The 26,755-nt window shown below is 59.8% G+C and carries 26 protein-coding genes, 1 pseudogene and 1 riboswitch; of the genes and pseudogenes, 19 read left to right on the top strand and 8 right to left on the bottom strand.

Features of this window, described 5'->3' with window-relative positions; all coding sequences use genetic code 11:
* Positions 1-350, top strand: a pseudogene (locus ABJP42_RS00500) (transcriptional regulator); the annotation flags it as partial.
* A 114-nt stretch (positions 351-464) separates the two neighbouring features.
* Here the strand turns inward: ABJP42_RS00500 and ABJP42_RS00495 are convergent.
* From ABJP42_RS00495 to bcoG, 4 genes are read right to left on the bottom strand one after another with little or no spacing between them, the layout of a single operon-like run.
* On the bottom strand, positions 465-1,175 hold the full coding sequence (locus ABJP42_RS00495; protein WP_490363169.1) for an SDR family oxidoreductase: 711 nt from the start codon (positions 1,173-1,175) through the stop codon (positions 465-467).
* 56 nt (positions 1,176-1,231) lie between these two features.
* Complete coding sequence (locus ABJP42_RS00490; protein ID WP_348337915.1) at positions 1,232-2,707, bottom strand: carnitine 3-dehydrogenase; 1,476 nt, start codon at positions 2,705-2,707, stop codon at positions 1,232-1,234.
* 16 nt (positions 2,708-2,723) lie between these two features.
* Entirely contained in the window at positions 2,724-3,071 is a 348-nt protein-coding gene (locus ABJP42_RS00485; protein ID WP_348337914.1) for a hypothetical protein, read from the bottom strand.
* Between the two features lie 48 nt (positions 3,072-3,119).
* Positions 3,120-4,037, bottom strand: a complete 918-nt coding sequence (gene bcoG, locus ABJP42_RS00480) for a 3-dehydrocarnitine:acetyl-CoA trimethylamine transferase BcoG (RefSeq protein ID WP_348337913.1) — start codon at positions 4,035-4,037, stop codon at positions 3,120-3,122.
* A 133-nt stretch (positions 4,038-4,170) separates the two neighbouring features.
* Between bcoG and ABJP42_RS00475 the strand changes: the two genes are divergently transcribed.
* Positions 4,171-5,208, top strand: coding sequence for a GlxA family transcriptional regulator (locus tag ABJP42_RS00475; protein WP_348337912.1), 1,038 nt, complete (start codon positions 4,171-4,173; stop codon positions 5,206-5,208).
* 248 nt (positions 5,209-5,456) lie between these two features.
* On the opposite strand, the gene ABJP42_RS00470 is transcribed toward ABJP42_RS00475, so the two are convergent.
* Positions 5,457-6,500 (bottom strand): aldo/keto reductase, encoded by a 1,044-nt coding sequence (locus ABJP42_RS00470; RefSeq protein ID WP_348337911.1) that lies wholly within the window; start codon positions 6,498-6,500, stop codon positions 5,457-5,459.
* Between the two features lie 193 nt (positions 6,501-6,693).
* Between ABJP42_RS00470 and ABJP42_RS00465 the strand changes: the two genes are divergently transcribed.
* The 4 genes from ABJP42_RS00465 (at position 6,694) to ABJP42_RS00450 (ending at position 9,902) form a co-directional block, all read left to right on the top strand.
* A complete protein-coding gene (locus ABJP42_RS00465) occupies positions 6,694-7,095 on the top strand; it encodes a rhodanese-like domain-containing protein (RefSeq protein ID WP_348337910.1) in 402 nt (133 codons plus the stop codon).
* A 126-nt stretch (positions 7,096-7,221) separates the two neighbouring features.
* The gene (locus tag ABJP42_RS00460) at positions 7,222-7,893 is read left to right on the top strand and encodes an ImuA family protein (protein WP_348337909.1); all 672 of its coding nucleotides are present in this window, start codon (positions 7,222-7,224) and stop codon (positions 7,891-7,893) included.
* A 94-nt stretch (positions 7,894-7,987) separates the two neighbouring features.
* Positions 7,988-8,590: a YceI family protein gene (locus tag ABJP42_RS00455; protein ID WP_348337908.1), complete on the top strand. Its 603-nt coding sequence runs from the start codon at positions 7,988-7,990 to the stop codon at positions 8,588-8,590.
* A gap of 82 nt (positions 8,591-8,672) precedes the next feature.
* Entirely contained in the window at positions 8,673-9,902 is a 1,230-nt protein-coding gene (locus ABJP42_RS00450) for an MFS transporter (protein ID WP_348337907.1), read from the top strand.
* A gap of 47 nt (positions 9,903-9,949) precedes the next feature.
* Here ABJP42_RS00450 and ABJP42_RS00445 read toward each other — a convergent pair whose 3' ends face one another.
* On the bottom strand, positions 9,950-11,659 hold the full coding sequence (locus ABJP42_RS00445) for a flotillin family protein (RefSeq protein ID WP_348337906.1): 1,710 nt from the start codon (positions 11,657-11,659) through the stop codon (positions 9,950-9,952).
* 105 nt (positions 11,660-11,764) lie between these two features.
* Positions 11,765-12,535: an OB-fold-containig protein gene (locus tag ABJP42_RS00440; RefSeq protein WP_348337905.1), complete on the bottom strand. Its 771-nt coding sequence runs from the start codon at positions 12,533-12,535 to the stop codon at positions 11,765-11,767.
* Positions 12,536-12,810: 275 nt separating this feature from the next.
* On the opposite strand from ABJP42_RS00440, the gene metG reads away from it, so the two are divergent.
* From metG to glpD, 12 genes are all read left to right on the top strand, one after another.
* Complete coding sequence (metG, locus tag ABJP42_RS00435) at positions 12,811-14,529, top strand: methionine--tRNA ligase (RefSeq protein WP_348337904.1); 1,719 nt, start codon at positions 12,811-12,813, stop codon at positions 14,527-14,529.
* 464 nt (positions 14,530-14,993) lie between these two features.
* Positions 14,994-15,164, top strand: a complete 171-nt coding sequence (hemP, locus tag ABJP42_RS00430) for a hemin uptake protein HemP (RefSeq protein ID WP_348337903.1) — start codon at positions 14,994-14,996, stop codon at positions 15,162-15,164.
* Positions 15,161-15,640, top strand: coding sequence for a hypothetical protein (locus ABJP42_RS00425; RefSeq protein WP_348337902.1), 480 nt, complete (start codon positions 15,161-15,163; stop codon positions 15,638-15,640). Before hemP ends, ABJP42_RS00425 begins: the two co-directional genes overlap by 4 nt.
* A 56-nt stretch (positions 15,641-15,696) precedes the next feature.
* On the top strand, positions 15,697-16,965 hold the full coding sequence (locus ABJP42_RS00420; protein WP_348337901.1) for an imelysin family protein: 1,269 nt from the start codon (positions 15,697-15,699) through the stop codon (positions 16,963-16,965).
* A 97-nt stretch (positions 16,966-17,062) separates the two neighbouring features.
* A complete protein-coding gene (locus tag ABJP42_RS00415) occupies positions 17,063-18,079 on the top strand; it encodes a porin (RefSeq protein ID WP_348337900.1) in 1,017 nt (338 codons plus the stop codon).
* 232 nt (positions 18,080-18,311) lie between these two features.
* A complete protein-coding gene (locus ABJP42_RS00410) occupies positions 18,312-18,605 on the top strand; it encodes a (2Fe-2S)-binding protein (protein WP_348337899.1) in 294 nt (97 codons plus the stop codon).
* Positions 18,553-19,041, top strand: coding sequence for a bacterioferritin (gene bfr / locus ABJP42_RS00405; protein WP_348337898.1), 489 nt, complete (start codon positions 18,553-18,555; stop codon positions 19,039-19,041). The genes ABJP42_RS00410 and bfr overlap by 53 nt, the downstream gene beginning before the upstream one ends.
* On the top strand, positions 18,998-20,560 hold the full coding sequence (locus tag ABJP42_RS00400; RefSeq protein ID WP_348337897.1) for a di-heme oxidoreductase family protein: 1,563 nt from the start codon (positions 18,998-19,000) through the stop codon (positions 20,558-20,560). Before bfr ends, ABJP42_RS00400 begins: the two co-directional genes overlap by 44 nt.
* A 1-nt stretch (position 20,561) precedes the next feature.
* Positions 20,562-21,566: an imelysin family protein gene (locus tag ABJP42_RS00395; RefSeq protein WP_348337896.1), complete on the top strand. Its 1,005-nt coding sequence runs from the start codon at positions 20,562-20,564 to the stop codon at positions 21,564-21,566.
* A 5-nt stretch (positions 21,567-21,571) separates the two neighbouring features.
* Positions 21,572-22,657 carry a DUF1513 domain-containing protein gene (locus ABJP42_RS00390; RefSeq protein ID WP_348337895.1) on the top strand — a complete coding sequence of 362 codons (1,086 nt, stop codon included), beginning with the start codon at positions 21,572-21,574 and terminating at the stop codon, positions 22,655-22,657.
* Positions 22,658-22,781: 124 nt separating this feature from the next.
* Positions 22,782-23,567 carry a DeoR/GlpR family DNA-binding transcription regulator gene (locus tag ABJP42_RS00385; RefSeq protein WP_348337894.1) on the top strand — a complete coding sequence of 262 codons (786 nt, stop codon included), beginning with the start codon at positions 22,782-22,784 and terminating at the stop codon, positions 23,565-23,567.
* Complete coding sequence (gene glpD / locus ABJP42_RS00380; RefSeq protein ID WP_348337893.1) at positions 23,560-25,137, top strand: glycerol-3-phosphate dehydrogenase; 1,578 nt, start codon at positions 23,560-23,562, stop codon at positions 25,135-25,137. Before ABJP42_RS00385 ends, glpD begins: the two co-directional genes overlap by 8 nt.
* Before the next feature lie 183 nt (positions 25,138-25,320).
* On the opposite strand, the gene cobO is transcribed toward glpD, so the two are convergent.
* Positions 25,321-25,956, bottom strand: a complete 636-nt coding sequence (gene cobO / locus ABJP42_RS00375) for a cob(I)yrinic acid a,c-diamide adenosyltransferase (RefSeq protein WP_348337892.1) — start codon at positions 25,954-25,956, stop codon at positions 25,321-25,323.
* Positions 25,957-26,007: 51 nt separating this feature from the next.
* A riboswitch (cobalamin riboswitch) is annotated at positions 26,008-26,245 on the top strand.
* 98 nt (positions 26,246-26,343) lie between these two features.
* Between cobO and ABJP42_RS00370 the strand changes: the two genes are divergently transcribed.
* Positions 26,344-26,754 (top strand): DUF1636 family protein, encoded by a 411-nt coding sequence (locus tag ABJP42_RS00370; RefSeq protein WP_348337891.1) that lies wholly within the window; start codon positions 26,344-26,346, stop codon positions 26,752-26,754.
* Position 26,755 lies beyond the last annotated feature (1 nt).

The raw sequence follows: 26,755 nt of genomic DNA, 5'->3' as shown, positions 1-26,755 counted from the left end.
TGCGGATTTTTGAGCTCGAAAGCTTTGCCCATGCCTCGGGGTACTACGCCGGGCTGCCGCTAGAGATCCGGCTGCAGCAGCTGGAACAGTTCGAGCGCCTCACCACCCAGCTCTATCCGCGCCTGCGGATCTACTTGTTTGACGCCAAGCGGCTGTTCTCCTCGCCGCTGACCATCTTTGGCCCGCTGCTCTGCGTGTTTTATGGCGGCAGTCACTATATGGCCTTTCGTGACCGCGCGCGGATCGAGACTTTCACCGGACATTTTGACCGCCTTGTGCGCGAAGCCGATATCACTGCCCGCCAGGTCTCTGGCCGATTGCGGGCTCTGCGCGCCGCCATCAGCGGCTGATCGCCCGAGGTCATCGCTCTGCGAAAACCCCAGCCCCCGGCTCAGGCGTGCCCTAGGCACGCCGTTCAGGCTCAAGACGCGGCAGCGACTTGAGCCTGGCAGCCCGGCACCGGGCTAGACCTTGGGATCCGGGTTCTCCGTATGGCCATCCACCGCGATCACCTGCCCCGAGACCAGCCGCGCCGCATCCGACCCCAGAAACACTGCCATATTGGCAATGTCTCTGGCCTCGACAAAGCTGCGCATTGAGGTGCCGACGGCATAGCCCGCATAGACTTGATCGCGGCTCATACCCTTTGCCTCGGCTTCCCGTTGCAATACTCCCTCCATGCGGGGGCCTTCCACCGCGCCGGGGCAAATCACATTGGCGCGAATGCCAAAGGGTCCCAATTCCATGGCCAGGGTTTTGGTCAAGCCTATCATAGCCCATTTGGCCGCCGCATAGGGCGCCCGGTTGGGGTAGCCATATTGCCCCGCCGTGGAAGAGGTCACAATGATCGAGCCGGATTTCGCCGATTTCATCAGCGGCGTGGCGTATTTTGCCGCCAGAAACGCCCCCTCTAGATTGACGCTGACACAGGCACGCCAATCCGCCAGCGCCACATCCTCCACCAGGGCCGTCGGCCCGGCGATACCGGCATTGGCACAAAGAACATCCAAACCGCCCCAGGTGGCAGTGATCTCAGCAAACAACGCCTTCACCGAGGCCTCATCAGCGGCATTGGTCACTGTTCCACGCCAGCCTTCGGGTAGATTGGCCACGGTGTCTGGGTTCAGGTCAGTGATCCAGACCTCAAACCCTGCGGCAGAAAAGCCCTCCGCCATAGCGCGCCCAATACCAGATCCACCGGCAGTGATCAGAACCCGTTTGGCAGCAGCACTCACCTTGGTGCTCCGATGGCGCGGCCCAGCCCATGGGGCGCTTCCAGCGCGGCATGGGCCTCGGCCAGCTTGATGAGATTGGCCTCGATATGCGGCGCGGGCGGGGCGGAGCGGCGCGTTTTCAGATCCACATGCAAGAGCATGTGTTCCCCGCTGGCCAGTAGTCGGTCGCCTTCAAACATTTCATGCCACAGATGCATCTTCTTGCCCGCGCCCATGATCACTCGTGTTTTGATTTGGATCGGATGGCCGGCATGCACCTCATCAATATGGCGAATATGGGTCTCAGCGGTGAAATAGCTGCCGCCATTGGCAATATATTCGGCATCGCAGCCAATGATCGCCATCAGACGATCTGTGGACTGGGCAAAGGCATCCAGATAGCGGCTCTCGGTCATATGGCCATTGTAGTCGGTCCAGTCCAGCGGCACGATGCGGCTCTGGGTCAGCACCGGCTGGCTCAGATCGCTCAGCTCCTCAATGGAATTGACCAGCCCGGCAGCCCCTTCGAGCGTCTTATCATGAGCATTCTGCAGCGCACCTGTGCCCCAGTCATTGGCACCCAATGCGCGCATCATGCCCACCAGATTGTCGTCGCGAATGCGTTCCATATCCCGGATTGAGAGATGACCGGACTGCGCATCGGACTGGCCCGCGATCAGATCCACCAGTTCATCAGTGAACTCCGGCACATCCATCAGCTTGGTCCAGGGTGAGGTCAGGCAGGGGCCGAACTGCGCCATGAAATGCTTCATCCCCGCTTCGCCACCGGCGACGCGATAGGTATCAAACAGACCCATCTGCGCCCAGCGAATGCCAAAGCCATAGCGGATGGCATTGTCGATTTCTTCCGTGGTGGCGATGCCATCCTTGACCAGCCAAAGCGCCTCGCGCCAGACCGCCTCGAGGAAGCGATCCGCCACATGGGCGTCGATCTCTTTCTTCAGATGCAGGGGGAACATGCCAATCCCCGAAAGGATCTCTTTGGCCCGCACAATCACCTGTTCGGAGTTGGCAACAGTTGTGACCACTTCGGCCAGAGGCAGCAGGTAGACCGGGTTAAAGGGATGCGCCACCACGATCTGACCGGCATTGCTGCGCCCCTCTTGCAATTCCGAGGGTTTAAATCCGGAAGTGGAAGAGCCAATCACAGCATCTCCGTCGCAGTGTTTTTGCAAATCGGCATAGACCTTCTGCTTCAGGTCGAGCCGCTCTGGCACGCTTTCCTGGATCCAATCTGCGCCCGACACCGCCTCGGCCAGAGTGTCATGAAAGCTGAGAGCGCCTTCAGCCGGAAGCGCAACATTGCCCAGCCCCGGCAGGGACCGGCGCGCATTGCTCAGCACTTCGCTGATTTTACGCTCGGCTTCGGGATCGGGGTCAAAGACCCGCACATCCCAGCCATTGAGCAAGAACCGCGCGGCCCAGCCGCCGCCAATTACACCGCCACCGATGATTGCTGCTGTTTTCGACATTCGTATCTTCCTTAAGTCAAGGGGCGAGTGTCAGCAGTCCAATAAACATCAAACCCCAGCCACCGCCAAAAACCAATTTGACGATCCTGCCCTTAGGAACAAATCTGCGCAAAACCAGAGCCGACACAGCCCCCACTCCGACCAATCCAGCACAATACCATGCTGCGGCAGAGAGAAAGATAGCCGGCGGCAGAATACTGTTCTTCAGTGCGCCTTCCGGGATGAGGACGATGATGCCCACCCCAAGCGCAAAAAGAGCAATCGAGGCCGAGGGCCCCTTCCACCAGCTGGCTTCAGATTGCAGAAAGGCTACAAGAGCAAGAATGCAGGCAGCGACGAATGAGAAGACAAAAAGAATAACCATTTCTGGATATTACGAATCTTCCCACCTGACGCTACCCTTAGAATTGTATTATTTCGCGACAGGGGCGCGTTTGGTCAGCCCCAGCTGCACGCGCACCTCTTCCGGTCCCATCAGCTTGCCGCCCATGTTCTCGATGATGGTGCCAGCGCGTTCCACCAACTGGTAGTTTTCAGCCAGCACGCCGCGGTCGAGCCAAAGGTTGTCCTCAAGACCAACCCGTACATTGCCACCTGCCAGGATTGCCGCCGCCACATAGGCCATCTGGTCCCGCCCCAATGAGAAGGCCGACCAGTTCCAGCTCGTCGGTACGTTGTTGACCATGGCCATGAAGGTGTTGAGATCATTGGGCGCGCCCCATGGCACCCCCATACAAAGCTGCACCAGGGCTGGGCTTTGCAGGATGCCTTCCTTTTCCAGCTCCTTGGCAAACCAAAGGTGACCGGTGTCAAAGGCTTCGATCTCTGGCTTAACGCCCAGATCCGCCATCATCTGCCCCATGGCGCGCAGCATGCCCGGCGTATTGGTCATCACATAATCGGCTTCGGCAAAGTTCATGGTGCCGCAGTCCAGGGTACAAATCTCGGGCAGGCATTCCGCGATATGCGCCATCCGCGCGGTGGCGCCAATCATATCGGTGCCGGCCTCATTGACCGGCAGCGGGTTTTCAACATCGCCAAAGACCATATCACCGCCCATACCGGCAGTGAGGTTCAGCACCACATCGGTGTCGCTGTCGCGGATCCGGTCGGTGACTTCGCGGTAGAGCCCCAGATCCCGTGAGGGCGCACCGGTCTCAGGATCGCGCACATGGCAATGCACCACAGCCGCACCGGCCTTGGCCGCGGCAATCGCGCTCTCGGCGATCTGCTGGGGCGAGCGCGGCACATGTGGGCTGCGATCCTGCGTGCCCCCCGATCCGGTCACGGCACAGGTGATAAAGACGTTTTTGTTCATATTCAGAGGCATTTTGGTTTTCCCCGCAATGTACAGGGTTTTGCCTAGAGTTATCCCCAAGCTCTTCCCCAGATTCCTGTTTGCTTCACCGCCCAGTCTGCCTCAGCCTTTGTGCAGACAGTTTACACCAAGCGAATCGAAGTTGATGAAATCCGCAAAAAACATCCTGCAACCCGAACATCGCCCGCTGAAAACAGCAGTGCTGGTGCTTGATGAATGCAACACGCTCTCTTTTGCCGCCGCCGTCGATCCGATGCGTGCCGCCAATCGTCTGGCCGGGCGCTGTGTCTTTGATTGGGACTATGTCAGCGCCACCGATGAACAACCAATGCTGACCAGCGGCCTTTCGGTGCCTGGCCTGCCGCTGGCCCGGCTTGAAGATTGCGAGCTGCTGATTGTCGTCGCCGGCTTCCAGCTGGCACGGCAAGCCACCCCCAGCCTGCTGGCGGGCCTGCGCCGCATCGCCGCCAAGGGCACCACCATTGCCGGCATCGATGGCGGCCCCTGGCTGATGGCCGAGGCAGGTCTGCTCAAGGGCCACCCCGCCACCACCCATTGGGAAGACCTGGAGAATTTTGCCGCCCGTTTCCCGGATGTGGACTGCCGCAATGACCGCTTCACTGTTTCAGACGAGCGGCTGACCTCAGGTGGTGCCACCCCGGCCATTGAGATGATGCTGCATATCATCAGCACACGTCATGGGGCCGGCTTTGCCGCCCGCGTGGCAGGCCTGTTCCTCTATGATGGTCCTGCCGCGCCCAGTCGCCCACAAAGCCGCCTTGGCAGTCACAAACACAATGCGCTCACCGCCAAGGCCAATGCCCTGATGGAATCCGCCCTGGACGAGCCACTGACCCTGACCAGAATTGCCCAGCGCCTGGGCACCAGCCCGCGCAGCCTGCAACAGCAGTTCCGCCTGCGGCTCAACACCACGCCGCAGGATCACTATCTGCACCTGCGTCTGGCCGAGGCCCGCCGCCTGGTCAGCGATACGGATCTGTCGCTGATGGAAGTCGCCCTGGCCACTGGCTTCACCTCGCCGTCAAGTTTTGCCCGCGCCTTCCGCGTCGCCCATGGCACCTCAGCGCGGGAGCTGCGCCAGAACCGCAACATGCCGGAAAAAGCCGGGTTTGGGGCCAGCGGGCACGCCCGCCCGGAAACACCACGCCCCACCACCCACTGATACCCCCAACTCCACAGGCACCGGGTCAAGGGCCGCCGCGCGGCCCTGCGCAGCAGGGTTTACCCTTGAGGCGGAGAATGTGGGGATAGGCTCGGTTGGGCCACTGCGGGGCAGACCTGCCCCTCAGTGGCTTCTCAGCAGGCCCTTCCTTTTCTTTTGCGCCGCGCAACGCGCGGCGCCGGGCCCAACTGCAAAGATGCATTTTAATGCATCTGGCGCAGGCGGGAGCCACTGGCTGTACTCTCGCCTCAATAGGGCATCGGATGGGCGCGATGGGCCTGATTGATTTCTTCCAGCACCTGCGCTGACAGCTCCACCTCTACCGATTTCAACGCATGTTCCAATTGGAGTTGCGTGGTCGCGCCAAAAATCGCGCTGGCCATGAAGGGCCGGCTGCGACACCAGGCCAGGGCCATATGCACCGGGTCCAGGTCATGACGCGCGGCGATCTCCAGATAGGCCGCAACCGCATCGTAGACCCGCGGCGAATGGCGTCCACCCAGTTCTGGGACGATGGATTTGCGGGACCCCTCTGGCACAGCGCCTTGCTGGTATTTACCCGTCAACAGCCCCGTCCCCAGTGGCGAAAAGGCCAATAGCCCCACATCCTCATTGTGGCTCAGCTCGGCCAGATCTGTGTCATACATCCGGCAGATCATCGAGTACTCATTCTGGATTGAGGCCACCCGTGGCCCCACCCCCTCCTCGGCCAGCCGCAGCCATTGCGCCGTGCCCCAGGCACTTTCATTGCTCAGGCCAAAAGCGCGGATATTGCCCTTGTCGACCTGCCCCTGCAGCGCCTCTAGGCAGTCGCGCATATTATCGAGCACCTCTTCGCGGTTCTGGCTGGAGGGATCATAGCTCCAGTTTTTGCGGAACATATAGCTGCCGCGATTGGGCCAATGAAACTGGTAGAGATCGATGTAATCCGTCTGTAGCCGCTTCAGTGAGCCTTCAACGGTTTCGGCAATTGTCTTGGAAGAAATCGGTGCCCCGTCACGCACCACCGCCAGACCTTCGCCGGAATGTTTGGTCGCCAGGATGTAATCGCCACGCCGCCCGGTCTTGGCGTTCCAGTTGCCGAGGATTTCCTCGCTGCGGCCAACGGTTTCCTTTGAAACAGGATTGACCGGATACATCTCGGCGGTATCGACAAAATTCACCCCCGCCGCCAATGCGGTTTCGATCTGCACATGGGCCTCCGCTTCCGAGGTCTGGGTGCCAAAGGTCATGGTGCCAATGCAAATCTCCGACACCATCATCCCGGTGCGTCCCAAGGGGTTCATCTTCATCGCGCATTCCTTCATTGCTCAGCCGTCTACAGGCCACTTCAACTGGCCCGGTTCTGTTGCCTGATTTTCGCCAGCGACCTTAGCGCGCCCAAATCTGGGCGCAAGCCAGCACCAGACCACCTTGTGCTTACCCACGGAATACGCGAGCCTAGCCAAAATGAACCCCCGCAACCCCAAAGGGAGAGCCGCAACTATGGCGCAGAACATCACCCAGGGCGTCAAAGCCCTGCTGACCGAAGCCAATGAAATTGTCTCCACCATGTCCATCGTGGAGGCCAAAGAGAAAGCCCAGGATCCCGACTATGTCTTTGTCGATCTGCGCGACATTCGTGAATTGCGGCGCTCCGGCATGATCCCCGGCGCCTTTTCCTGCCCCCGCGGCATGCTGGAGTTCTGGATTGATCCCGAAAGCCCCTATCACAAGCCGATCTTTAATCAGGACAAAACCTATGTGTTTTACTGCGCCAGCGCCTGGCGCTCGGCGCTGAGCGCCAAGATCGCCATGGAAATGGGCCTGGCCCCGGTGATGCATCTTGAGGGCGGCTTTACCGCCTGGGACAAGGCCGGTGGGCCCACCGTGCCGCACGAGGGCTAGTCTCAAAGCGCTCTTATGGGGCTTCAGCGGGTCGGTCTCCGGATTCGCTGAAGCTCCGCCCATTTCTCCTGTTTGATTTGCGGAAAGATGATTGAGAACAAATAGCGAACATGATAGGAAAATGTCATGTCGACTCACCTGCTTTCCCGCCACAGCCACCGTCCCCGTGCCAGCCTCTCACTGCTGACCAGAGGCGCAGCCATCACCCCGGCTATCACTCTAGAACGCGGCCGCGCCCATGAGGCCTGCGGCCCTGCTCGGCGCAGTTTTGCGCTCTGGTTGGCGGCCTCCACCCAGGGGCCGGTGCTCTGGATCACGCCGCAGTGGCAACCTGTAACGCTGAACCCCGATGGGATGATGGATTTTGCCGATCCCGCGCGGTTCTTGTTTGTCGCCGCGCCCCGACGTGAAGATCAGCTTTGGGCCATCGAAGAAGCGCTGCGCTCTGGTGCCGCCCCGCTGGTGGTGGCCGATCTGGAAGAGCCCCCTGCGATGACGCCGGTGCGCCGTCTGCATCTGGCTGCCGAACAGGGCGGCAGCCTCGGTGTTGCGCCGCTGGCGCTGCTGCTCACCCCGGGATCTGGCGGGGCCGCCGGTATCGAGAGCCGCTGGCACATGTCGCCAGCCCATCAAGGGCGGCAGCGGATCTGGCAGCTTGACCGTCTGCGTGCCCGCACCCAGCCCCCGGCCTGCTGGCGCCTGCAGCAAAAGGCTCCCCGCAGTGGCTTACAGCTCTGCCCTGCACCTCAGGCCGACCTCCCATCCGAGGGTCCTCACCTGCGGGCCACGCAACAGTGATGACATCGCCGCTGTCTCTGCCCAAGAAACCTGCTAGGGGTGCGGGGAAGCAGGGGAGCGCCCCATATCAAACACAGGCTTGCAGGGGCAGATCATGTTGTCACGACGTCAGACCCTTTGGGGTCTTCTGGGCCTCATCGGAATGGGGGCACTACCTGCACCCTTAATGGCAGGGCGAAGTAAATACAGACTTGACCCAGAAGCCACCAAAGTGAAGTTCGGCTTTCGCCTCAATGGCATCTGGCAAAAAGGCTCGATCCCCGTTGTCAGCTCTGCCATCGAACTGAACCCGCACAGGCTGGCGGAAACCAAGGTCAAAGTCACCCTCGACGCCAGCGCTGCAAAGACCGGGTTCATCCTGGCAACCCAGGCCATGACCGGACCCGAAGTTCTGGATACCGCCCGCCACCCGCAGATCAGCTTTGTCTCGCGGCAGATCCTTTTGGGACCTGAACAGCGCCTTTCGGGCGGGGCACAGATCATCGGCGACCTCACTCTGCGGGGTGCCACCCTGCCAATCCCCCTAGAGGCCGCTTTGTACCGCCGCCCAGGCAGCGCTGCGAATGACCTCAGCCGGCTTGATTTCACCCTAAAGGGCAGCCTCAGCCGGGCCGCCTATGGCGCGACGGGCTTTGCTGCATTGGTCGGAGATGAGGTGCGTCTGGATATTCGTGCCAGCATGACCCAAGTGACATAAAGCGCTGCCAAACCACTGGTTGCGACATTCCTGTCGAAAAACCTCTTGCGCTGCAGCGCCGATGCGGCATTGATGGCCCATCATGCGTATGATCATTTCCTTTGCCGCCCTGTTCCTGTCTGTCGTGCTCTTGCAATTTGCAACCGGAGGCGTCGGGCCGCTGGATGCGCTCTCGGGCTTTGCCCTTGGCTTTGACAAAAAGCAGATCGGTCTTTTGGGTTCGGCGCATTTCCTGGGATTTTTCATTGGCTGCTGGTGGGCCCCACGGTTGCTGGGCAGCATCGGCCATTCGCGCACCTTTGCGGTCTGTACCGCGCTGGGGGCCATGGGGCTGATCAGCCATACCCTGACAAATGATCCCTATGCCTGGGCCGCCATGCGGATTGCCTCTGGGGTCTGTGTTGCCGGTAGCTACACGGTAATCGAAGCCTGGCTCAATGCCAAGGTCACCAATGAGACCCGTGGCCGTGCCATGGGCACCTATCGGCTGGTCGACATGGGCGGATCCCTGGGCGCGCAGCTGTTTATCGCGGTGTTGCCGCCGGCCTATTATGTCTCTTACAACCTGCTGGCGCTGCTGTGTTGTGCGGCGCTTTTGCCGCTCACCCTGACCCGCGCCAGCCAGCCAGAGACCCCTGCCGCACCGCGCCTGCGGCCGCAGCTGGCCTGGCGCTGCTCACCGCTGGCCGTTGCCGGGGTGATTGTCGCCGCGCTCAGCTCCGCCTCCTTTCGAATGGTGGGGCCTATTTATGGTCAAGAGGTCGGGCTGGAAATCGGTCAGATCGCCTTCTTCCTGGCCTCCTTTGTGCTGGGCGGCGCGCTGGCGCAATATCCGATGGGCTGGCTGGCGGATAAATATGACCGCCGCTGGGTGCTGATCTGGCTGTCAGCCGCTGCCGTCGGCAGCTGTTTCATCACCATGGCCGCAAGCCAGACCGGCACCATCGGGGTGATGTTGGCGGCGGGATTCTTTGGCCTGACCACCTTCCCCATCTTCTCGCTCTCCTCCGCCCATGCCAATGACTTTGCCACATCTGAACAACGGGTTGAGCTTTCGGCGGCGCTGATGTTCTTTTTCGCCCTAGGCGCCATTGCCGCGCCCTATGTGGCCTCCAGTCTGATCAGCAGCTATGGCCCACCGGCGCTCTTTGCCTTTGTCGCCATTGGCCATCTGGCCCTGATCGTGTTTGGCCTGACTCGAATGCAGGCCCGTCCCGCGCCCGAGGCCGAAGACCGTACCCGCTATGTCTATGCGCCGCGCACATCCTTCACCATTGGACGGTTGCTGAAACGCTCCCGCGAGCGCAAATAAAAAGGGCCTGAGAACCGGCCCCTTTTGGTCTGTTCTTACTGCTGAATTCAGGCTGAGGCGCCCGGCTCCACCTCTGTGGCTTCGCCATTCACGACGGCAGGCGTTTCTTCCGCTGCTTTGGGCTCTTCTTTCGCCCCAAGCGCGGCACTGGCGATGCCGCTGACGCCATCTTCCATCGACAGGCCCAGCTCTTCGCCCAGCTTTTTCAGCGCTGGCATCTGTACCGCCATGCCCATGATCGAATCGAGCGCCTGATTCACCACAGGCTTCTCGCCGCTTCCGGCCTGAACCGTCTGGCCATTGCCACCAGAACCACCCGCGGCTCCAATGCCGCTGACCTGATGGATCTTGATCGAGTCGATCTTTTCGGCCGGCTTGACCATCTCGGCCACGATCGAAGGCATTGCCTCCAGACGGGCCAGATCCACCTTCATGCCAATCAGCTCAGCCGAGAGCGCATTTTCCGCATCAACTATGGCACGCTTACCTTCAGCTTCGGCCAGCATGTCGTTCTTCTTCGCCTCGGCGCGAATGTTGAGCGCGTCCGCCTCTGCCTGGGCCTCTTCGCGGCGCGCCTCGGCGCGGTCAGCGGCGGCGTCTTTTTCAGCCTGCGCCGCCAGACGAATGCCTGTGGCCTGGCGTTCGGCCTCGCGGGTGGCCTGGATCAGCACGATCTGCTTTTCACGCTCAGCTTCTGCCACCTGACGGGCGGTTGCCACCGCTTCTGTGGCCTTGGTGGCCTCAGCACGGGCGAGATCCGCCGAGGCACGGGCGCGGCTTTCCTCTTCGGATTTCTGCTGGATGATGATCTGGCGTTCCTGCTCGGCCACTTCCAGCTCACGTTCCTTGGAGATCTCCGCATCGCGGATCTTGCGTTCCCGCGCAATCTCAGCCGAGCGGATCGCTTCTTCACGGGCAATCCGGGCGCGTTCAGTCTCACGCACCGAGTCTTCGGTCCGCGCAGCGATCTCAGCCTCCTGAGCGACGCGCAGTGTTTCAACCCGCTCCTTCTGCTCAATGCGAGCCTGTTCTTCGTCCTGCTCAATCAACAGCTTCTGACGCTGTGCCTCCATCGCCGCACGGCGCACAGAAACATCCGCATCCGCATCAATTTGGGCGCGCTCCATCTTTGATGTCGCAATCACCTCGGCCAGTTTACGCATCCCAACAGCGTTAAAGGCGTTATTCTCATCCAGGGCTTCAAACGGGGTCTGATCCAGCGCAGTCAAGGATACGGATTCCAGCGAGAGACCGTTTTTGGTCAGGTCTTCTGAGACGGCATTTTGCACCTCTTGCACAAAGTCGGCGCGGTTTTCATGCAGCCCATCCATGGTCATCTGTGCCGCAACCGCGCGCAGACCATCAATCAGCTTGCCTTCGATCATCTCGCGCAGCTGTTCTACGTCAAAGGTGCGGTCGCCCAGAGTCTGGGCCGCGCGGGCAATGCCCTCAGCTGTGGCCATGACCGAGACGTAGAATTCAACGCCAACGTCCACACGCATCCGGTCCTGTGTAATCAGGGCCGCCTCCCCGTCGCGCTTAACTTCCAAACGCAGTGTCTTCATGTTGACGGGGCTGACCTCATGCATGAGCGGCACCACAAGAACGCCACCGTCCATGATGACCTTCTTACCGCCCGAGCCCGTTCTAATCAGGCTGACTTCGCGGGTTGAGCGTCGATACAAGCGCCCAAGCACCAGACCAATAACAAGAAGAAATGCCAGAAAGCCAGGCACAGCAATAATCAGAAAATCCATTTGAATTCCTCCATCGTTCAATAATGTTTCGGCAGTCTGTTTGGCTGTCTTCTTGGCCATTTCAAACTTGCCTTTGTGTCAGCAGCCACATGGTGGCGCTGGGTCTCATTCCGACAGCGGGATCAGGACATAGGCATCTTGCCGCCTGTCCCGGATCACCAAAACATCGGTGCCCTGGGTGATTTCCTCGCCTTGGGCAAAGGGTTCAGCGCGCAGGTAGTGGGCATTGCCGTACCGATCCATCACCCGCACCTCGGCAGGGCGTCCCTTGGCAGCCGTGCCCTGGGTGATCACCCCGCGACGGCGGCCCAGGCTGCGCTCGGACAGGGCTTCGGTCTCCACCTGCGGCAGCAGACGTGCAAAAACAGAACCAAAGCTGCGGGCAAACCAGATGCCAAAGACACCAGCCGGAGCGCCAATCAACCAGGGGGACAGGGCAGAGCCAATAAGCGACTTCACCCCCAGTTGCAGCCCGACACCGCTCAAACCAAAGCCCAGCAGAAAGGCCGCCAGCCAGATCAACATCGGCATTTTGCCCAGCCCCAGCCAGCTGCCGACCCCACCAGAGGCATCAACCAGCGTAGCGCCTTCGGCCAGATCCATACCGTCGATATCCGCCAGATCCAGATCGCCCAGATCTCCAAAATCGCTCAAGCCATCAGTGTCTAAAGAGAGATCGCCACCGATATCGCCCAGATCCGGCGCGTCAGGACCATCGAGACCGTCAATCCCGCCCAGATCCGCATCAGCCTCACCATTGCCAAGAAAGCTCGCGCCAATCAACAACGCCGCCAGTTCCAGCCCGGCCAGGCCAAAGAGCAGCGCCAGCGCAAAACTGAAGGGCAGGAAGGCAGGGTCAAACAGGTAGTCAAACATCGATGGGCAATATCCTCAGGTCAAAAGGGAACAGATCAGAAAGAAACAGGTAGACGAGAAACGGTATACAATGGCATGCAATCAATGTGGTAACGCCTCTGTGAAATTTCAAGGCGATGGGCTAAAATACTCTCCCAAAAGGTGCGTCACAGCGGCCTACAAAGCAAGGCAAAGCAGCCTTCGCAGGCAAATTTTCTGCGAATGGCTCAGCCGGGGTTTTCGTGCCGCCCCGCATGGGGTAGACGGGCCTCTGACTTTACACATGGGTGGATGGCATGGCTCGCATTCTGATTACTTCGGCAATTCCCTATATCAACGGGATCAAGCACCTGGGCAATCTGGTTGGCAGTCAGCTTCCCGCTGATCTTTATGCCCGGTTCCAGCGCGCCACCGGCAACGAAGTCATGTTCCTCTGCGCCACCGATGAACACGGCACCCCGGCTGAGCTCGCCGCTGCCAAGGCTGGCAAGCCCGTGGCGGAGTTCTGCGCTGAAATGCACGCGGTCCAGGCCAAGATCGCCGAGGGCTTTGGCCTCAGCTTTGATCATTTTGGCCGCTCTTCCAGCCCACAGAACCACGCGCTTACCCAGCATTTTGCCGGCAAGCTGGCCGAGGCAGGCCTGATCCGCGAAGTGGACGACAGCCAGATCTACTCGCATGCCGATGGCCGTTTCCTGCCCGACCGCTATGTAGAAGGCACCTGCCCCAACTGCGGCTTTGAAAAGGCGCGCGGCGATCAATGCGAAGAATGCACCAAGCAGCTGGACCCCACCGATCTGATCAACCCGCGTTCAGCCATTTCGGGCTCTACAGATCTGGAGGTGCGCGCCACCAAGCATCTGTTCCTGTGCCAAAGCCAGATGAAAGACCAGCTGGATGCCTGGATCAACAGCAAATCCGACTGGCCAGTGCTGACCACTTCGATCGCCAAGAAATGGCTGCATGACGGCGACGGCTTGCAGGATCGTGGCATCACCCGTGACCTCGATTGGGGCATTCCGGTGAAAAAAGGCACCGAGGACTGGCCCGGCATGGAAGGCAAGGTCTTCTATGTCTGGTTCGACGCGCCGATCGAATATATCGCCGCCGCCGGCGAATGGGCTGAGGCCAATGGCAAGACCGATGCTGACTGGCAGCGTTGGTGGCGCACAGACATGGGCGCCGATGACGTGAAATACGTCCAGTTCATGGGCAAGGACAATGTGCCCTTCCACACGCTTTCCTTCCCGGCCACCATTCTGGGATCGGGCGAGCCATGGAAACTGGTCGATCACCTCAAAAGCTTCAACTATCTGAACTATGATGGCGGCCAGTTCTCCACCAGCCAGGGCCGTGGCATCTTCATGGATCAGGCGCTGGAAATCCTGCCCGCCGATTACTGGCGCTGGTGGCTGCTCAGCCATGCACCTGAAAGCTCGGATTCCGAATTCACCTGGGAGCAGTTCCAGCAGTCGGTGAACAAGGATCTCGCCGATGTTCTTGGTAACTTTGTCAGCCGCATCACCAAATTCTGCCGCTCCAAATTTGGCGAGGAAGTACCGCAGGGTGGCAGCTATGGGGATCCGGAACAGGCCCTGGTCACAGAACTCACCAGCCGCATCCAGGCCTATGAGCAGCACATGGAAAACATGGACGTGCGCAAATCGGCCCAGGAGCTGCGCGCCATCTGGGTGGCAGGCAACGAATATCTGCAAAGCACCGCCCCCTGGTCCACCTTCAAAAGTGATCCCGATCAGGCTGCTGCCCAGGTACGCCTCGGCCTCAACCTGATCCGCCTCTATGCGGTGCTCAGCGCCCCCTTCATTCCAAGCGCCAGCGACAGCCTGATGCAGGCGCTGAATTGCGACGACCGCAGCTGGCCCAGCGATGTCGCCGCAGCGCTCTCCATGCTGTCTGCCGGCCATGGCTTCCAGGTTCCTGAAAACCTCTTTGCCAAAATCACCGATGAACAGCGCGAAGAGTGGCAGGCCAGGTTCGCAGGCACCCGCGACTAGATCGCCGCCCTTCACCAGGCCTCCCATTCCGGAGCCCCATAGGGCTCCATGACCTGCAAAGCCCGCCTTGTCTCAAGGTGGGCTTTTCCTTTTGGCAACGCCCACTCGGCCATGGAAACAAAATCCAGCACACTTACAGCATTGTTTCACTTCCGGAAATGATATGCCTCTGGGGACATTTTTCTGACAAAAATACTCGGAATGGGTTTTCTGATAAAATTAATCAGGTATAAGGGGTCTCAGCCAACCTGACTCGTCAGGCCAGCCCATATCTGCATCTCACAAATAGAAATCGCCACCATGTCGATTAGCACCCCTCAGACCAGCTCATCCCGCGCCCGCCCTCAGCAAGCGGCAGAACGTGAAGAACTCTGGTCCTCGGTTTTTGCCCCCAGCGGGTCCCTTTCGGGACTCTGCCTGGAGTGGCTTTTGGACAAGGCGGAATTCAACAATGGGCGACCCTCATGAACCAGATGACATCCAACCCCGTACCAACCACCGCCTCCCCCGAAGTCTTCCCGACCTATCACGCCGAGGATCTCACCCGCGGCGGCATTCAGGCCCGCATCCTTCTCAATGGGCAAATCTATAGCCTGCGCATCACCCGCGCCGGAAAGCTGATCCTGACCAAATGAGCGACCCGCAGCCCTCCAGACGCGGCGCTGCCGCCGTTGGCCTGCTTGCCGACCTGCCGCCGTTTGAGGCCGGGGCCGTGCGCTATTTCCGCTATTGGTTCAGCGGTGGCGCCGCCCGCGCTGATCTGCATCAGGCCTTTTGCAACAGCCTCGGCCCCACCCGCGCCAGAGCCGCCTTTGACTGCTTTGGTGCGCTTTGTGAGTTTTGTGTCACCCATGGCCGCCGCCCACTGATGCGTCATGGCATGAGTTGTTCCTGCCTGGGCGCCGATGAGAACTGCTTTGCCAATCTTCTGGCCGCCGCCATCGAGGGCGAGGCTACAGATGCCGATCTGCTCGCAACCCTCCTTGTGGCACCACAACAGGCGCAAAAACTCAGCGCTCTGGCCGCACAAAGCGGTCTATTTCTGCAGCAGATTACCGGAGGCATGGCACCACGACGCAGCTACCGCCCGGGATCCGCCACCCTGCACTGACCCTATATCGACCCAACCAAGCTACTCTTCCCAGCTACACTTCAAGGACATCACATATGAAATCGCTGTTTCTTTCCGGTACCATTCTGGCAGGTCTTGCAGTCACCGCGGCCCCAACCCTGGCTGCAACAAAAGCCGAGGTTCTGACCAATTACGCCAATATCGCTGAGGCAAAATTTCAGGACAGCCTGGCCACGGCCCAGACCCTGCAGGCAGCTGTTGACGCTCTGATCGCCGTCCCCTCGGCAGAGAACCTGACAGCCGCCCGTCAGGCCTGGCTGGCTGCCCGCGTGCCCTATCAGCAGTCCGAAGTCTTCCGTTTTGGCAATGCCTTGGTTGATGACTGGGAAGGCAAAGTGAATGCCTGGCCGCTGGACGAAGGCCTGATCGACTATGTCGACGCGTCTTACGGTGGTCCAAGTGATGAAAACGCGCTTGCTGCACTGAACGTGATCGCCAACCCCAGCTTTGACCTCTCCGGCAAATCCATCGACACCAGCGAGATCACCCCTGCCCTGCTGTCAGATACCCTGCACGAAGCAGACGGCGTCGAAGCCAATGTTGCTACTGGCTATCACGCGGTTGAATTCCTGCTCTGGGGCCAGGATTTGAACGGCACCAACCACGGCGCCGGGGCGCGCAGCTGGACCGACTATGCCGCGGGTGACAGTTGCACCAATGGCAATTGCGACCGTCGCGGCGACTACCTGAAGGCCGCCACTGATCTTCTGGTCTCTGATCTGGAATGGATGGCCGCGCAGTGGGGCGAAACCGGCGCGGCACGCGGCACCCTGCTGAGCGATGAAGCTGCTGGCATCTCTGCCATGCTCACCGGCAGGGGGTCGCTGTCTTACGGCGAACAGGCAGGCGAACGCATGCGCCTTGGTCTGATGCTGAATGACCCGGAAGAAGAGCACGATTGCTTCTCTGACAACACCCATAACAGCCACTACTATGATGGTCTGGGTGTGCAGAACGTCTACCTTGGCGAATATGTCCGGGTGAACGGCGAACTGGTCTCCGGTGCCTCCCTGTCCGACATGGTCATCGCAGCTGATCCGGCGCTGGATGTCGAGATGCGCCAGAAGCTCGCCGCCACCATGCAGGCCCTGGGCCGCATCAAATCCACCGCCGAAGCTGGCTTTTCCTATGACCAGATGCTGGAACAGGGCAATGCCGCTGGCGAGGCTCTGATCATGGGCGGCGTCAACGGCTTGGTCGATCAGACACAGTCGATTGAACGCGTTGTAAAACTGCTCAGCCTGAACGGTTTGGAATTTGAAGGCTCCGACAGCCTTGACAATCCATCAGCAGTCTTCGAATAAGTAACCGTTAGTTATAACATAACGCCCACTCACGACCGGCAGGACCTGGCAGATACCCACGGCCAGGCCCTGCCCCACCAGAAAGAAAACAAACCAAATGACTACCAAGACCTACGCCGCGCTGGCTTTCAGCGCGCCCGTTCTGTTGTGCGCAAACGCTGCATTGGCCGAACAGGGCTTCACCTGGGAAGGTGAAATCGAAATTGGCAACGAACAGGTGATCTCTTCGGATGTTGCCGCCAATGAAATCCGCAATACCTATGCCATCATCACCGCCACCGGCACCTATAGCTTTGGCAATAACATGGCGATCTTTTCGACACTCACTGCCGAAAGCCTGACGGATCCAACCGCAGATCGCACCTTTGACGACATGGGGCTCTATGTCGAAGAATTGGGCTTTAGCTTTGGGTTGGGCCAGTCCACTAATGTGGCAATTGGTAAGCTGCACCCAGTCTTTGGCAGCGCCTGGGACGACACGGCCGGCTTCTTTGGCGGTACTTTGTCTGAAGACTATGAATTGCTCGAGCAAGTCGGGATTCTGGCCGATGTCGAACTCAACGGCGCCGGGACCCTCTCCTTTGGGATCTTCTTTGCCGATGACACCGGGCTCAGCCGTTCTTGGGGCCATGATCGTGGCCGCAACCGCTCCAATACCGGCGGCGCTGGCAACACCGGAAAACTGGACAACCTTGCCATCCAATGGAACCACGAGGTGGACAACACCCGTTTCCACATCGGCGCCCGACATCTGAGTGCCAGCCAGGGTGACGTGGATGACGAACAGGGTTTTGTTGCCGGTCTTGGCCATTCCTTTGACGGCGGGCTTGATGTCTTTGCCGAAGTTGCCGCATTCGACAACTTTGGCGGCACCGCCGATGATGCGACCTTTGTCACCCTGAATGCCGCCTATGGCATTGGCAGCTGGACCCTCTCGGGCACCCTGTCACAGCGCGACCTGGATACCTCTGGCAAGACCGACCTGCATTCGATCGCCGTCGAATATGAGTTTCAGAACGGCATGGCATTGGGAGGCGCATTGGCCTTTCACGATGACAGCGGTGTGAAAGACACCATTCTTGGTGCCAACTTGATTATTCCTCTGGGGGGCTAAGTCAGACATCGCGGAGGTATTGAGGCATATCTAACCTGATTTCCGTTTCCCTCGGGCTTGGAAAGTTTCGCCTTCAAAACCGCAATGGGCCGCATTTTGCGGCCCATTTTTTTCACCAAACCGGTTACCCGATAAAAACAATCAGATTTTTAAACTTGTATCCCGACTATTTTCATCAGATATTAAGCAGAGCAACGCGCCAGTGGCGTATTAATTCCCAGAGGCTCTTCGCATGATCATCTGCCACTGCACCTCGATCTCTGATCACGACATTCACGCGGCGATCGACTGGATGCGCAACGCCGATCCAGACACGCTCATCACGCCCGGTAAAATCTACCACGCTCTTGGCAAGGCAGCGGATTGTGGCGGGTGCATGCCGCTCTTCCTCGACACAATGCGCAATAATGATAAGCTCACTGTACCGGCGCATCTTCAGAACCTGCGCCGCACTGCAACTCAGGAGAGCACCTATGAAGGGCGACCCCAAAGTCATCGACTATCTCAACAAAGCGCTGCGTCATGAGCTGACAGCCGTCAGCCAGTATTGGCTTCACTATCGTCTGCAGGACGATTGGGGCCTGGGCAGCATGGCCAAGAAAAGCCGCGAAGAAAGCATCGAAGAGATGGAGCACGCGGACAGTCTGATCGAACGCATTCTTTTCCTTGGCGGCCATCCCAATCTGCAGAAACTGGACCCGCTGCGCATCGGCCAGACTCCCAAGGAAACGCTGGAATGCGATCTAGCCGCCGAAGAGAGCGCCCGTGCGCTCTACAAGGAAGCCCGCGATGTCTGCAACGATGCTGGCGACTATGTGACCATGAAGCTGTTTGAAACATTGATGGCGGACGAAGAAGGCCATATCGACTTCCTCGAAACCCAACTTGAACTTCACGACCGGATTGGTGCCGAAAACTATGCCCAACTCAACGCCACCAAAATGGAAGCGGTTGAAGAGTAACATCCTTCTGGCTGCCGCTACTGCGGCAGCCTCCCCTGCTCTGGCCTTTGATCTATCCACCCTGCCATTGGGTGACCCACATCTGAACATCACGCCGCGCAGCGCTCAGGAACAGGCCCGCATCAGCGCTGCTACCGCGCCGACGACGGATTTCACCACCCCTGAAAGCTTTGAGGAAAACCCAGCTGGAGCCGCCACCATTCGGGCGCGCGATGATGATGAGGCCTTCTCGCAGCACAGCGCCAATCTGTCCTTTGAGCAGGAGCTGGAGTTCAAGCTTGGCAATGGGCTGTTCAAGAAAATCTGGGTCTTCTCCCCGGCCTCCACCCTGGCCTCGGATGGGCTTGGCCCGCTTTACAACGCCCGGTCTTGCCAGCGCTGCCACGTCAAAGATGGGCGCGGTGTGGTGCCCGAAGATCCCGACTATCGCTCCGCCTCGATGTTTCTGCGGATCTCTGTTCCCGGTGAAACCCCGCTGAACCTGCAGGCGATTACGGACTATATCGGGACCGCACCCGACCCCAATTATGGCGGCCAGTTACAGGACTTCTCCCGCCCCGGCCTTGCCCCAGAATATCGTCTGCGCGTTGAGTATACCCAGCAAATCGTCACCCTGGCAGGTGGCGAGAGCGCTGAGCTGCGGGTGCCCCTCTACACCGCCGCCGAACTGGGCTATGGTCCACTGCAGGCGGATGCGATGCTGTCGCCTAGGCTGGCGCCGTCGATGATTGGCCTTGGCCTGCTCGAAGCCATCTCTGCTGCCGATATCCTCGCCAATGCGGATGAGCATGACGACAATGGGGACGGCATTTCTGGCCGTGCCAACCTCGCCTGGTCGCCCGAATTCGACCAGATCATGCTAGGGCGCTTTGGCCACAAGGCCGGCATGCCGACCCTGCACCAGCAATCTGCAGCGGCCTTTTCCGGCGACATCGGCATCTCGACACCTTTGTTTCCCGACCCCGCAGGGGATTGCACCCAGCCCCAGACCGATTGCCTATCCGCCCCACATGGGGATGGCGACATTCGCGGCACCGAAATTGACCAGGCCAATATGGATCTGGTGACATTTTACACCCGCAATCTGGCAGTGCCCGCCCGGCGCGATATCGATGACCCAGAGGTGCTGCGCGGCAAGGAAGTGTTTTACACCAGCGGCTGCACCAGCTGTCATACCCCCAAATTTGTCACCCAACGCCTTACGGATAGGCCAGAGAACAGCTTTCAGCTGATCTGGCCCTATAGTGATTTACTGCTGCATGATATGGGCGAGGGTCTTGCCGACAACCGCCCCGAAGGCCGCGCCACGGGCCGCGAATGGCGCACTCCGCCGCTTTGGGGGATCGGCCTCACCAAACAGGTGAACCCAGCCGCCACCTATCTCCATGATGGCCGCGCCCGCAGCCTGCTTGAGGCCATCCTCTGGCATGGCGGCGAGGCCAAATCCGCCCGTGACCGGGTTGTTGATCTTTCGCCAGTTGATCGCGCCGCCCTCCTTCGTTTTTTGGAAAGCCTCTGAATTGAAACATACCCTCTTTGCTCTCACCACTGCTGCCTGCCTTTTTGCTACCGCGTCACGCGCCGATTTGGTTGATGAGATCCTGAATGATCAAATCCTGCCCGCAATGCAGGCCCTGGCCGAGAGCAGCCAGGATCTGGCGCGGGTGGCCGAAACCATTTGCCGCCCCGGTGCCAGCCCGCTGCGCGATGCCTATGCCCAGGCCTTTGACGATTGGATCCGGGTGAGCCACCTGCGGTTTGGTCCTAGCGAAACGGACAACCGTGCCTTTGCCCTGGCCTTTTGGCCCGACAGCCGTGGCAAGACGCCCAAGACCCTGGCCAATCATCTTCGCGCTGCTGACCCCAGCTTGCTGACCCCCGAGAGCTTTGCCCAGTCCTCCATCGCGGGACGGGGGTTTTATGCACTGGAGTTCATGTACTTTGACTCTGGCTTCAACAGCGCCAAGCCGCATGAGTATCGCTGTGCCCTGACCGCCGCCATGGCCCGCGACATCGCCGCAAACGCCACGGCAATACATCGGGACTGGCAAGGCAGCTACGCCGATCAAATGCGCCAGGCCAGTGGGCGCTATCAGAATGAAACAGAGGTCAAACAAGAGCTGTTCAAGGCCCTGAACACAGGGTTGCAAGTGCTTTCAGACATGCGCCTGGGCCGACCTTTGGGAAGCTTTGACAAGCCCCGCCCCAGGCGCGCCGAGGCCTGGCGCTCGGGGCGCAGTCTGCACCACATTGTGTTGGCTCTGCAGTCCCTGCACCCGCTGGCCATCGCGCTGGCGGATGGAGATCAGGAGCTGATCAAAAAACTGGACGCTGCCTTCCAAAAGCCAATTCTGCGTGCCCTGCGCCTGGAGGACCCGCGCCTTGAAGGTGTAGCTGATCCGGCCAAACGTTTTCGCATCGAGGCGCTGCAACAAGAGGTCAACGACCTGCGAAACCTGATCGCAAGCGATCTTGGCCCCTCGCTTGGAGTTCTGGCCGGGTTCAATTCGCTCGACGGAGATTGACATAAATGACGAGCCGACGCGGGTTTATTGCAGGGCTTCTGGCCAGTGGTCTCGCGCCCAGCCCCAGCTGGGCCGATCTTGGCGGACCAGCCTTTCTTTCTGCTGCCAAAGACCCCACCGGCAACCACCTGCTGGCAGGGCTGTCTGACGCCGGAGCGATCCGCTTCACCTGCCCCCTGCCTGGGCGCGGCCATGCGGCAGCGGCTCACCCGCACCGCCCCGAGGCCGTGGCCTTTGCGCGCCGTCCCGGTCGTTTTGCCGATGTGATCGACTGCCGCGATGGTGCGCGGCTTGCCCGCCTACTCCCGCCGACAGGCCATCATTTTTATGGGCACGGGCGCTTTTCCCCAGATGGCAGCCGGTTGTTCACCACCGAAAACGACTTTGAAAATGCCCAGGGAGTGATCGGCGTCTGGGAGGTCAAACAAGACTATCGCCGTATTAGAAGCTTCAGTTCAGGCGGCATTGGTCCCCACGACATGCTGCTTTGGAACATGGGCGGGGAGCCCCAATTGGTCATCGCCAATGGTGGCATCGAAACCCACCCGGACAGCGGCCGCGCCAAACTGAACCTGCCAGAGATGCGCTCCAACCTGACACTGATGTCCCTGGAGGGAGAACCGCAGGAGGTGATGGAACTTTCCCAGGAGCTGCAGCTGAACTCAATCCGTCATCTGTGCCTATCCCCAGACGGCACCATCGGATTTGCCATGCAATGGCAGGGAGATAGCGGCGCTGTGGTGCCGATTGTTGGCCTTTACCAGCCCGGGAGCACCCCGCGCCTGCTGGCAGCAGAAGATCCCCGGTTACGCGGTCTTCAGGGCTATGGCGGCTCGGTCGCCTTTACCCCCGACGGGGCAGAGATCGCGGTGAGCTCCCCCCGCGGCGGTTTGGTTCAGGTGATGCAAAGCGCCAATGCTCAGATCATTCACGAGTACCACCTCAGAGATGTCTGCGGCCTTGCCACGTCGCCGTCTGGTCTGCTTGCCAGTACTGGACTTGGCCAGACCTTTGCGCTGAAGAAGGATTTGATTGAGTTGAAGCAACAGCATGACCTGGCCTGGGACAATCACCTGGTCCCGCTGATTTAGCCCCCCTCTTGTGGGCGAGACGACTTTCGAAATCACGCACTCCCTTCCAAAATCGAAAGTAAACGAAAATCACTCGTGACAAATGAGCCGAAAGCGGCTAGATCCACTGGCAAAAGGAAAGCCCATGGACGCCGCGACTCGCCAGGATCACATTCTCGACCTGCTCAACACCCAGGACCGGGTGGAGGTCGAAGACCTGTCGGCACGCTTTGGTGTCTCACTGCAGACCATCCGCACAGACCTGCGGGATCTCTCGGCGCGCGGAGCCTTGTCGCGGGTGCATGGGGGCGCTGTGCGCATCTCTTCGGCGGGGACACGCGCCTATACGGATCGTCGCAAACAAAATGCCACTGCCAAACAGGCCATGGCCGATGCCCTGGCCGATCTAATTCCGGATAATTGCTCTTTGGCGCTGAACATCGGCACCTCGACCGAACAGGCCGCCCGCGCCCTGTCCGGCCATCGCGACCTCACTGTTTTATCTAACAACATCAATATTATAAATCTGATGATGGCTGGTGAAGCGAAAGAGCTCATTCTGGTTGGCGGTACAGTCCGACAAAGCGACGGTGCCATCATTGGCGAAGATGCTGTTGAATTCATTTCACGCTACAAGGTCGATTTTGCCATCATAGGCGCCTCAGCATTGGATGCAGATGGCGCGGTTATGGACCATGATGCCCGCGAAGTCGCCGTGGCCCGCGCCATTCTGAAAAACGCCCGCAGCAAGATCCTGATCTGCGACGGCAGTAAATTCGAACGCTCCGCCCCCATCCGCATCTGCGATCTGTCAGACCTGGACATTGTCGTCACAGATCGCCCCCCTCCGGCAGAGTTCCTTCAGGCCGCCCAGGCCGCTGGCACGCGTGTTTTGACCACCGATACAAACGAAAGCCACGAAAATGACTGACCCCAAAGTGACCGATCTTTTTATCATCGGCGGCGGCATCAATGGCTGCGGCATTGCCCGCGACGCTGCGGGGCGCGGCCTCTCGGTCACGCTGGCCGAGATGAACGATCTGGCCTCCGCCACCTCCTCGGCCTCGACCAAGCTGTTTCACGGCGGGTTGCGCTATCTGGAGTATTTTGAATTCCGCTTGGTGCGCGAGGCCTTGATTGAGCGCGAGGTGCTTTTGAAGGCAATGCCGCATATCTCCTGGCCGATGCGCTTTGTGCTGCCGTTCCACAAGGATATGCGGTTCGACAATGACACGCCAACCTCCAAGTTGCTGACCACTTTCATGCCCTGGATGAAGGGGCGCCGCCCCGCCTGGCTGATCCGCCTCGGGCTGTTCCTCTACGATTCCTTAGGCAAACGTGGCATCCTGCCCGGGACCAGCACCGTCGATCTGACCAGTGACATCGCGGGCCGTCCGTTGAAATCAAAGTTCAGAAAGGCCTTTGAATACTCCGATTGCTGGGTCGAAGATTCCCGATTGGTGGTGCTCAACGCCCGCGATGCGCAGGCCCGTGGCGCCACAATCATGACCCGCACCGAAGTGGTGGGGGCCCAGCGCCTGGCCGACCACTGGGTGATCACCGTCAAGGATCACGCCAGCGGTGAAACCACCGAGCACTACGCCAAGCTGCTGGTCAACGCAGGCGGCCCCTGGGTGGCAGATCTGCTACGTCAGACTCTGGGCCAAAACAGCCGCGAAACGGTCCGCCTGGTGCGGGGCAGTCACATTGTGGTGCCCAAACTGTTTGACCATGGCCGCTGCTATTTCTTCCAGGGTGAGGATGGGCGCATCATTTTTGCTATCCCTTATGAGGAAGATTTCACCCTGATTGGCACCACCGATGCGGATCACCCAGATCCGCAAACTGCGCCTGAATGCACCCCGGACGAGCAGCAATATCTGGTTGATTTTGCGTCCAACTATTTTGAGAAACCCCTGGACCGAGATGACATTCTCTGGACCTATTCCGGGGTGCGCCCGCTTTATGATGACGGGGCAAGCTCTGCCACGGCGGCCACCCGCGAATATGTGCTGACGCTGGATCAGACCCAGGCACCGCTGCTCAATGTTTTTGGCGGCAAGATCACCACCTATCGCAAACTGGCCGAGGCGGCACTTGCCAAAATCGGCGAAGCCCTGCCGGGACTTTCGGGCAACTGGACCGCTGGGGTGGCGATGCCCGGTGGCGATTTCCCGGTGGCGGATGTGGCCAAGTTGACCGCCAAACTGGCCAGCAATTATCCGTTCCTGTCGCCCTATGCGACCCGCCGCCTGATCCGCGCCTATGGTCTGGAGGCCTGGGAGGTTCTGGGCGAGGCCAAATCGGCAAAGGATCTGGGGCAGGATTTTGGCGCCACGATCACGGCGCGGGAGTTGGATTGGGTTATCGCCAAGGAATGGGTGCGGTCTGGCGAAGACTTCCTGCTACGCCGCACCAAGCTCAACCTGCGTCTGGACGAGGTCCAGCGTGCTGCGGTTGACAAATACATTCAAGACCAGCTGGCCCGAGGCAGCGCCTAACAACCAGCAAAACACTGAAACCGTTAAGGAAAGATAGACAGCCGTTGCCAGCATACATCCTCTAGCGACCCGCAGCCTCGGCAACGCCCAGGAATTGTATCAGCAAAGCCGACAGGCTGTTTCGCACGCGAAACAACCTGTTGGATCTGCCTTGGAACGGGCCTTACCCATGCATTACCATAGCTAGAACTCTACACCCTTTTGTGCCTTAACTCCGGCGCGGAAGGGGTGTTTGATCTGCCCCATCTCGGTAACCAGATCGGCAATCTCGATGAGCTCTTCCTTGGCATTACGACCGGTCAGCACCACATGGGTCATGGGTGGCTTTTCCTCCACCAGGAACTCCAGCACCTCATCGAGATCCAGATAGTCATAGCGCAGGGCGATATTGATCTCGTCCAGCAGCACCATGGTATTGCGCTCGTCGCGGATCATCTCCTTGGCCTTCTCCCAGCCTTTCTGGGCTGCGGCAATGTCGCGCGCCTTGTCCTGAGTTTCCCAGGTGAAGCCCTCGCCCATGGCATAGAACTGGCAAAGGTCGCTGAAATTCTCTTCGATCAGGGTGCGCTCGCCCGTTTGCCAGGCGCCCTTGATGAACTGCACCACAGCCGAGGGCATGCCATGGGCAATACAGCGCATGATCATGCCGAATCCCGAGCTGGACTTGCCCTTTCCGGGACCTGTGTGGACGATGATCAGCCCTTTTTCACCATCCTTGTTCTTCATCATGCGATCACGCGCGGCCTTCTTCTTGGCCATCTTGGAGGCGTGACGTGCCGCTTCCTCTTCTGAAACGCCGGTTTCGGACTTCTCACTCACGGGGTTCACTCCTGCTGTTTGCCCAAGTCTTGACAAGGAAGCCCCCAATAGCGCAAGGGGGTTTTCGTTGGTTCCTGCAAATTGCAGGCGAAGAGGGAATGTGACAGGCCGATGCTGCCTTTTGGTATCAGCTCACGAGCACAGCCGCCCCCGCGACCGTGACCGGAGAGGTCTCTGATGCCACTGGATCTGCACCACGCAGCGCCGGGAAGGCAAGAGCACCGCAGACAGGCGCCTTTGCCTGTTGAGATCCGCAAGCCGGGAGACCTGCCAACGGATGAGACAACGGGCGGACGGGGTGTTCCGCGACTGGTTGTGGGAGCGCATCCTTGCCCTCTCCCTGCTGGCCTAGCCCCGATCCGTGGTAACACAAGGACGCGCGCGCTGATGGCTGAAGATATGGCGGAACTCCCCGCTCAGAACACTGCAGAGGTCACTCTGACAATCTGCACCACCTGCAAACGCGAAGGCGTTGATCCCGAGGCCACCCGCCCCGGCTCCATCCTGATGGCCGCCCTCGATGCCGCCGATCTACCCGCCGGTGTCTCCGTTCGGGGTGTCGAATGCCTCTCGGCCTGCAAACGCGGCTGCGCCATGGTGCTGACCGGCGGCGAAGAGCGGTGGAGCTATATCTACGGCGACCTCGACCCCGAAGCCCATGTCGATGACATTCTGGCCGGCGCTGCCGCCTATGCCGCCACGGCGGATGGGCTGGTGCCCTGGCGCGAACGCCCGCAGGTGTTTCGCAAACAATCCATCGCCCGCATCCCCCCGATCAAACTGCCTTCCAAGGATTAAT

Source organism: Pseudophaeobacter sp., from assembly GCF_039971195.1.
Lineage (GTDB): Bacteria > Pseudomonadota > Alphaproteobacteria > Rhodobacterales > Rhodobacteraceae > Pseudophaeobacter.
Note: the sequence above shows the minus strand (reverse complement) of the source record. Positions and strands in the feature narration are given on the sequence as shown.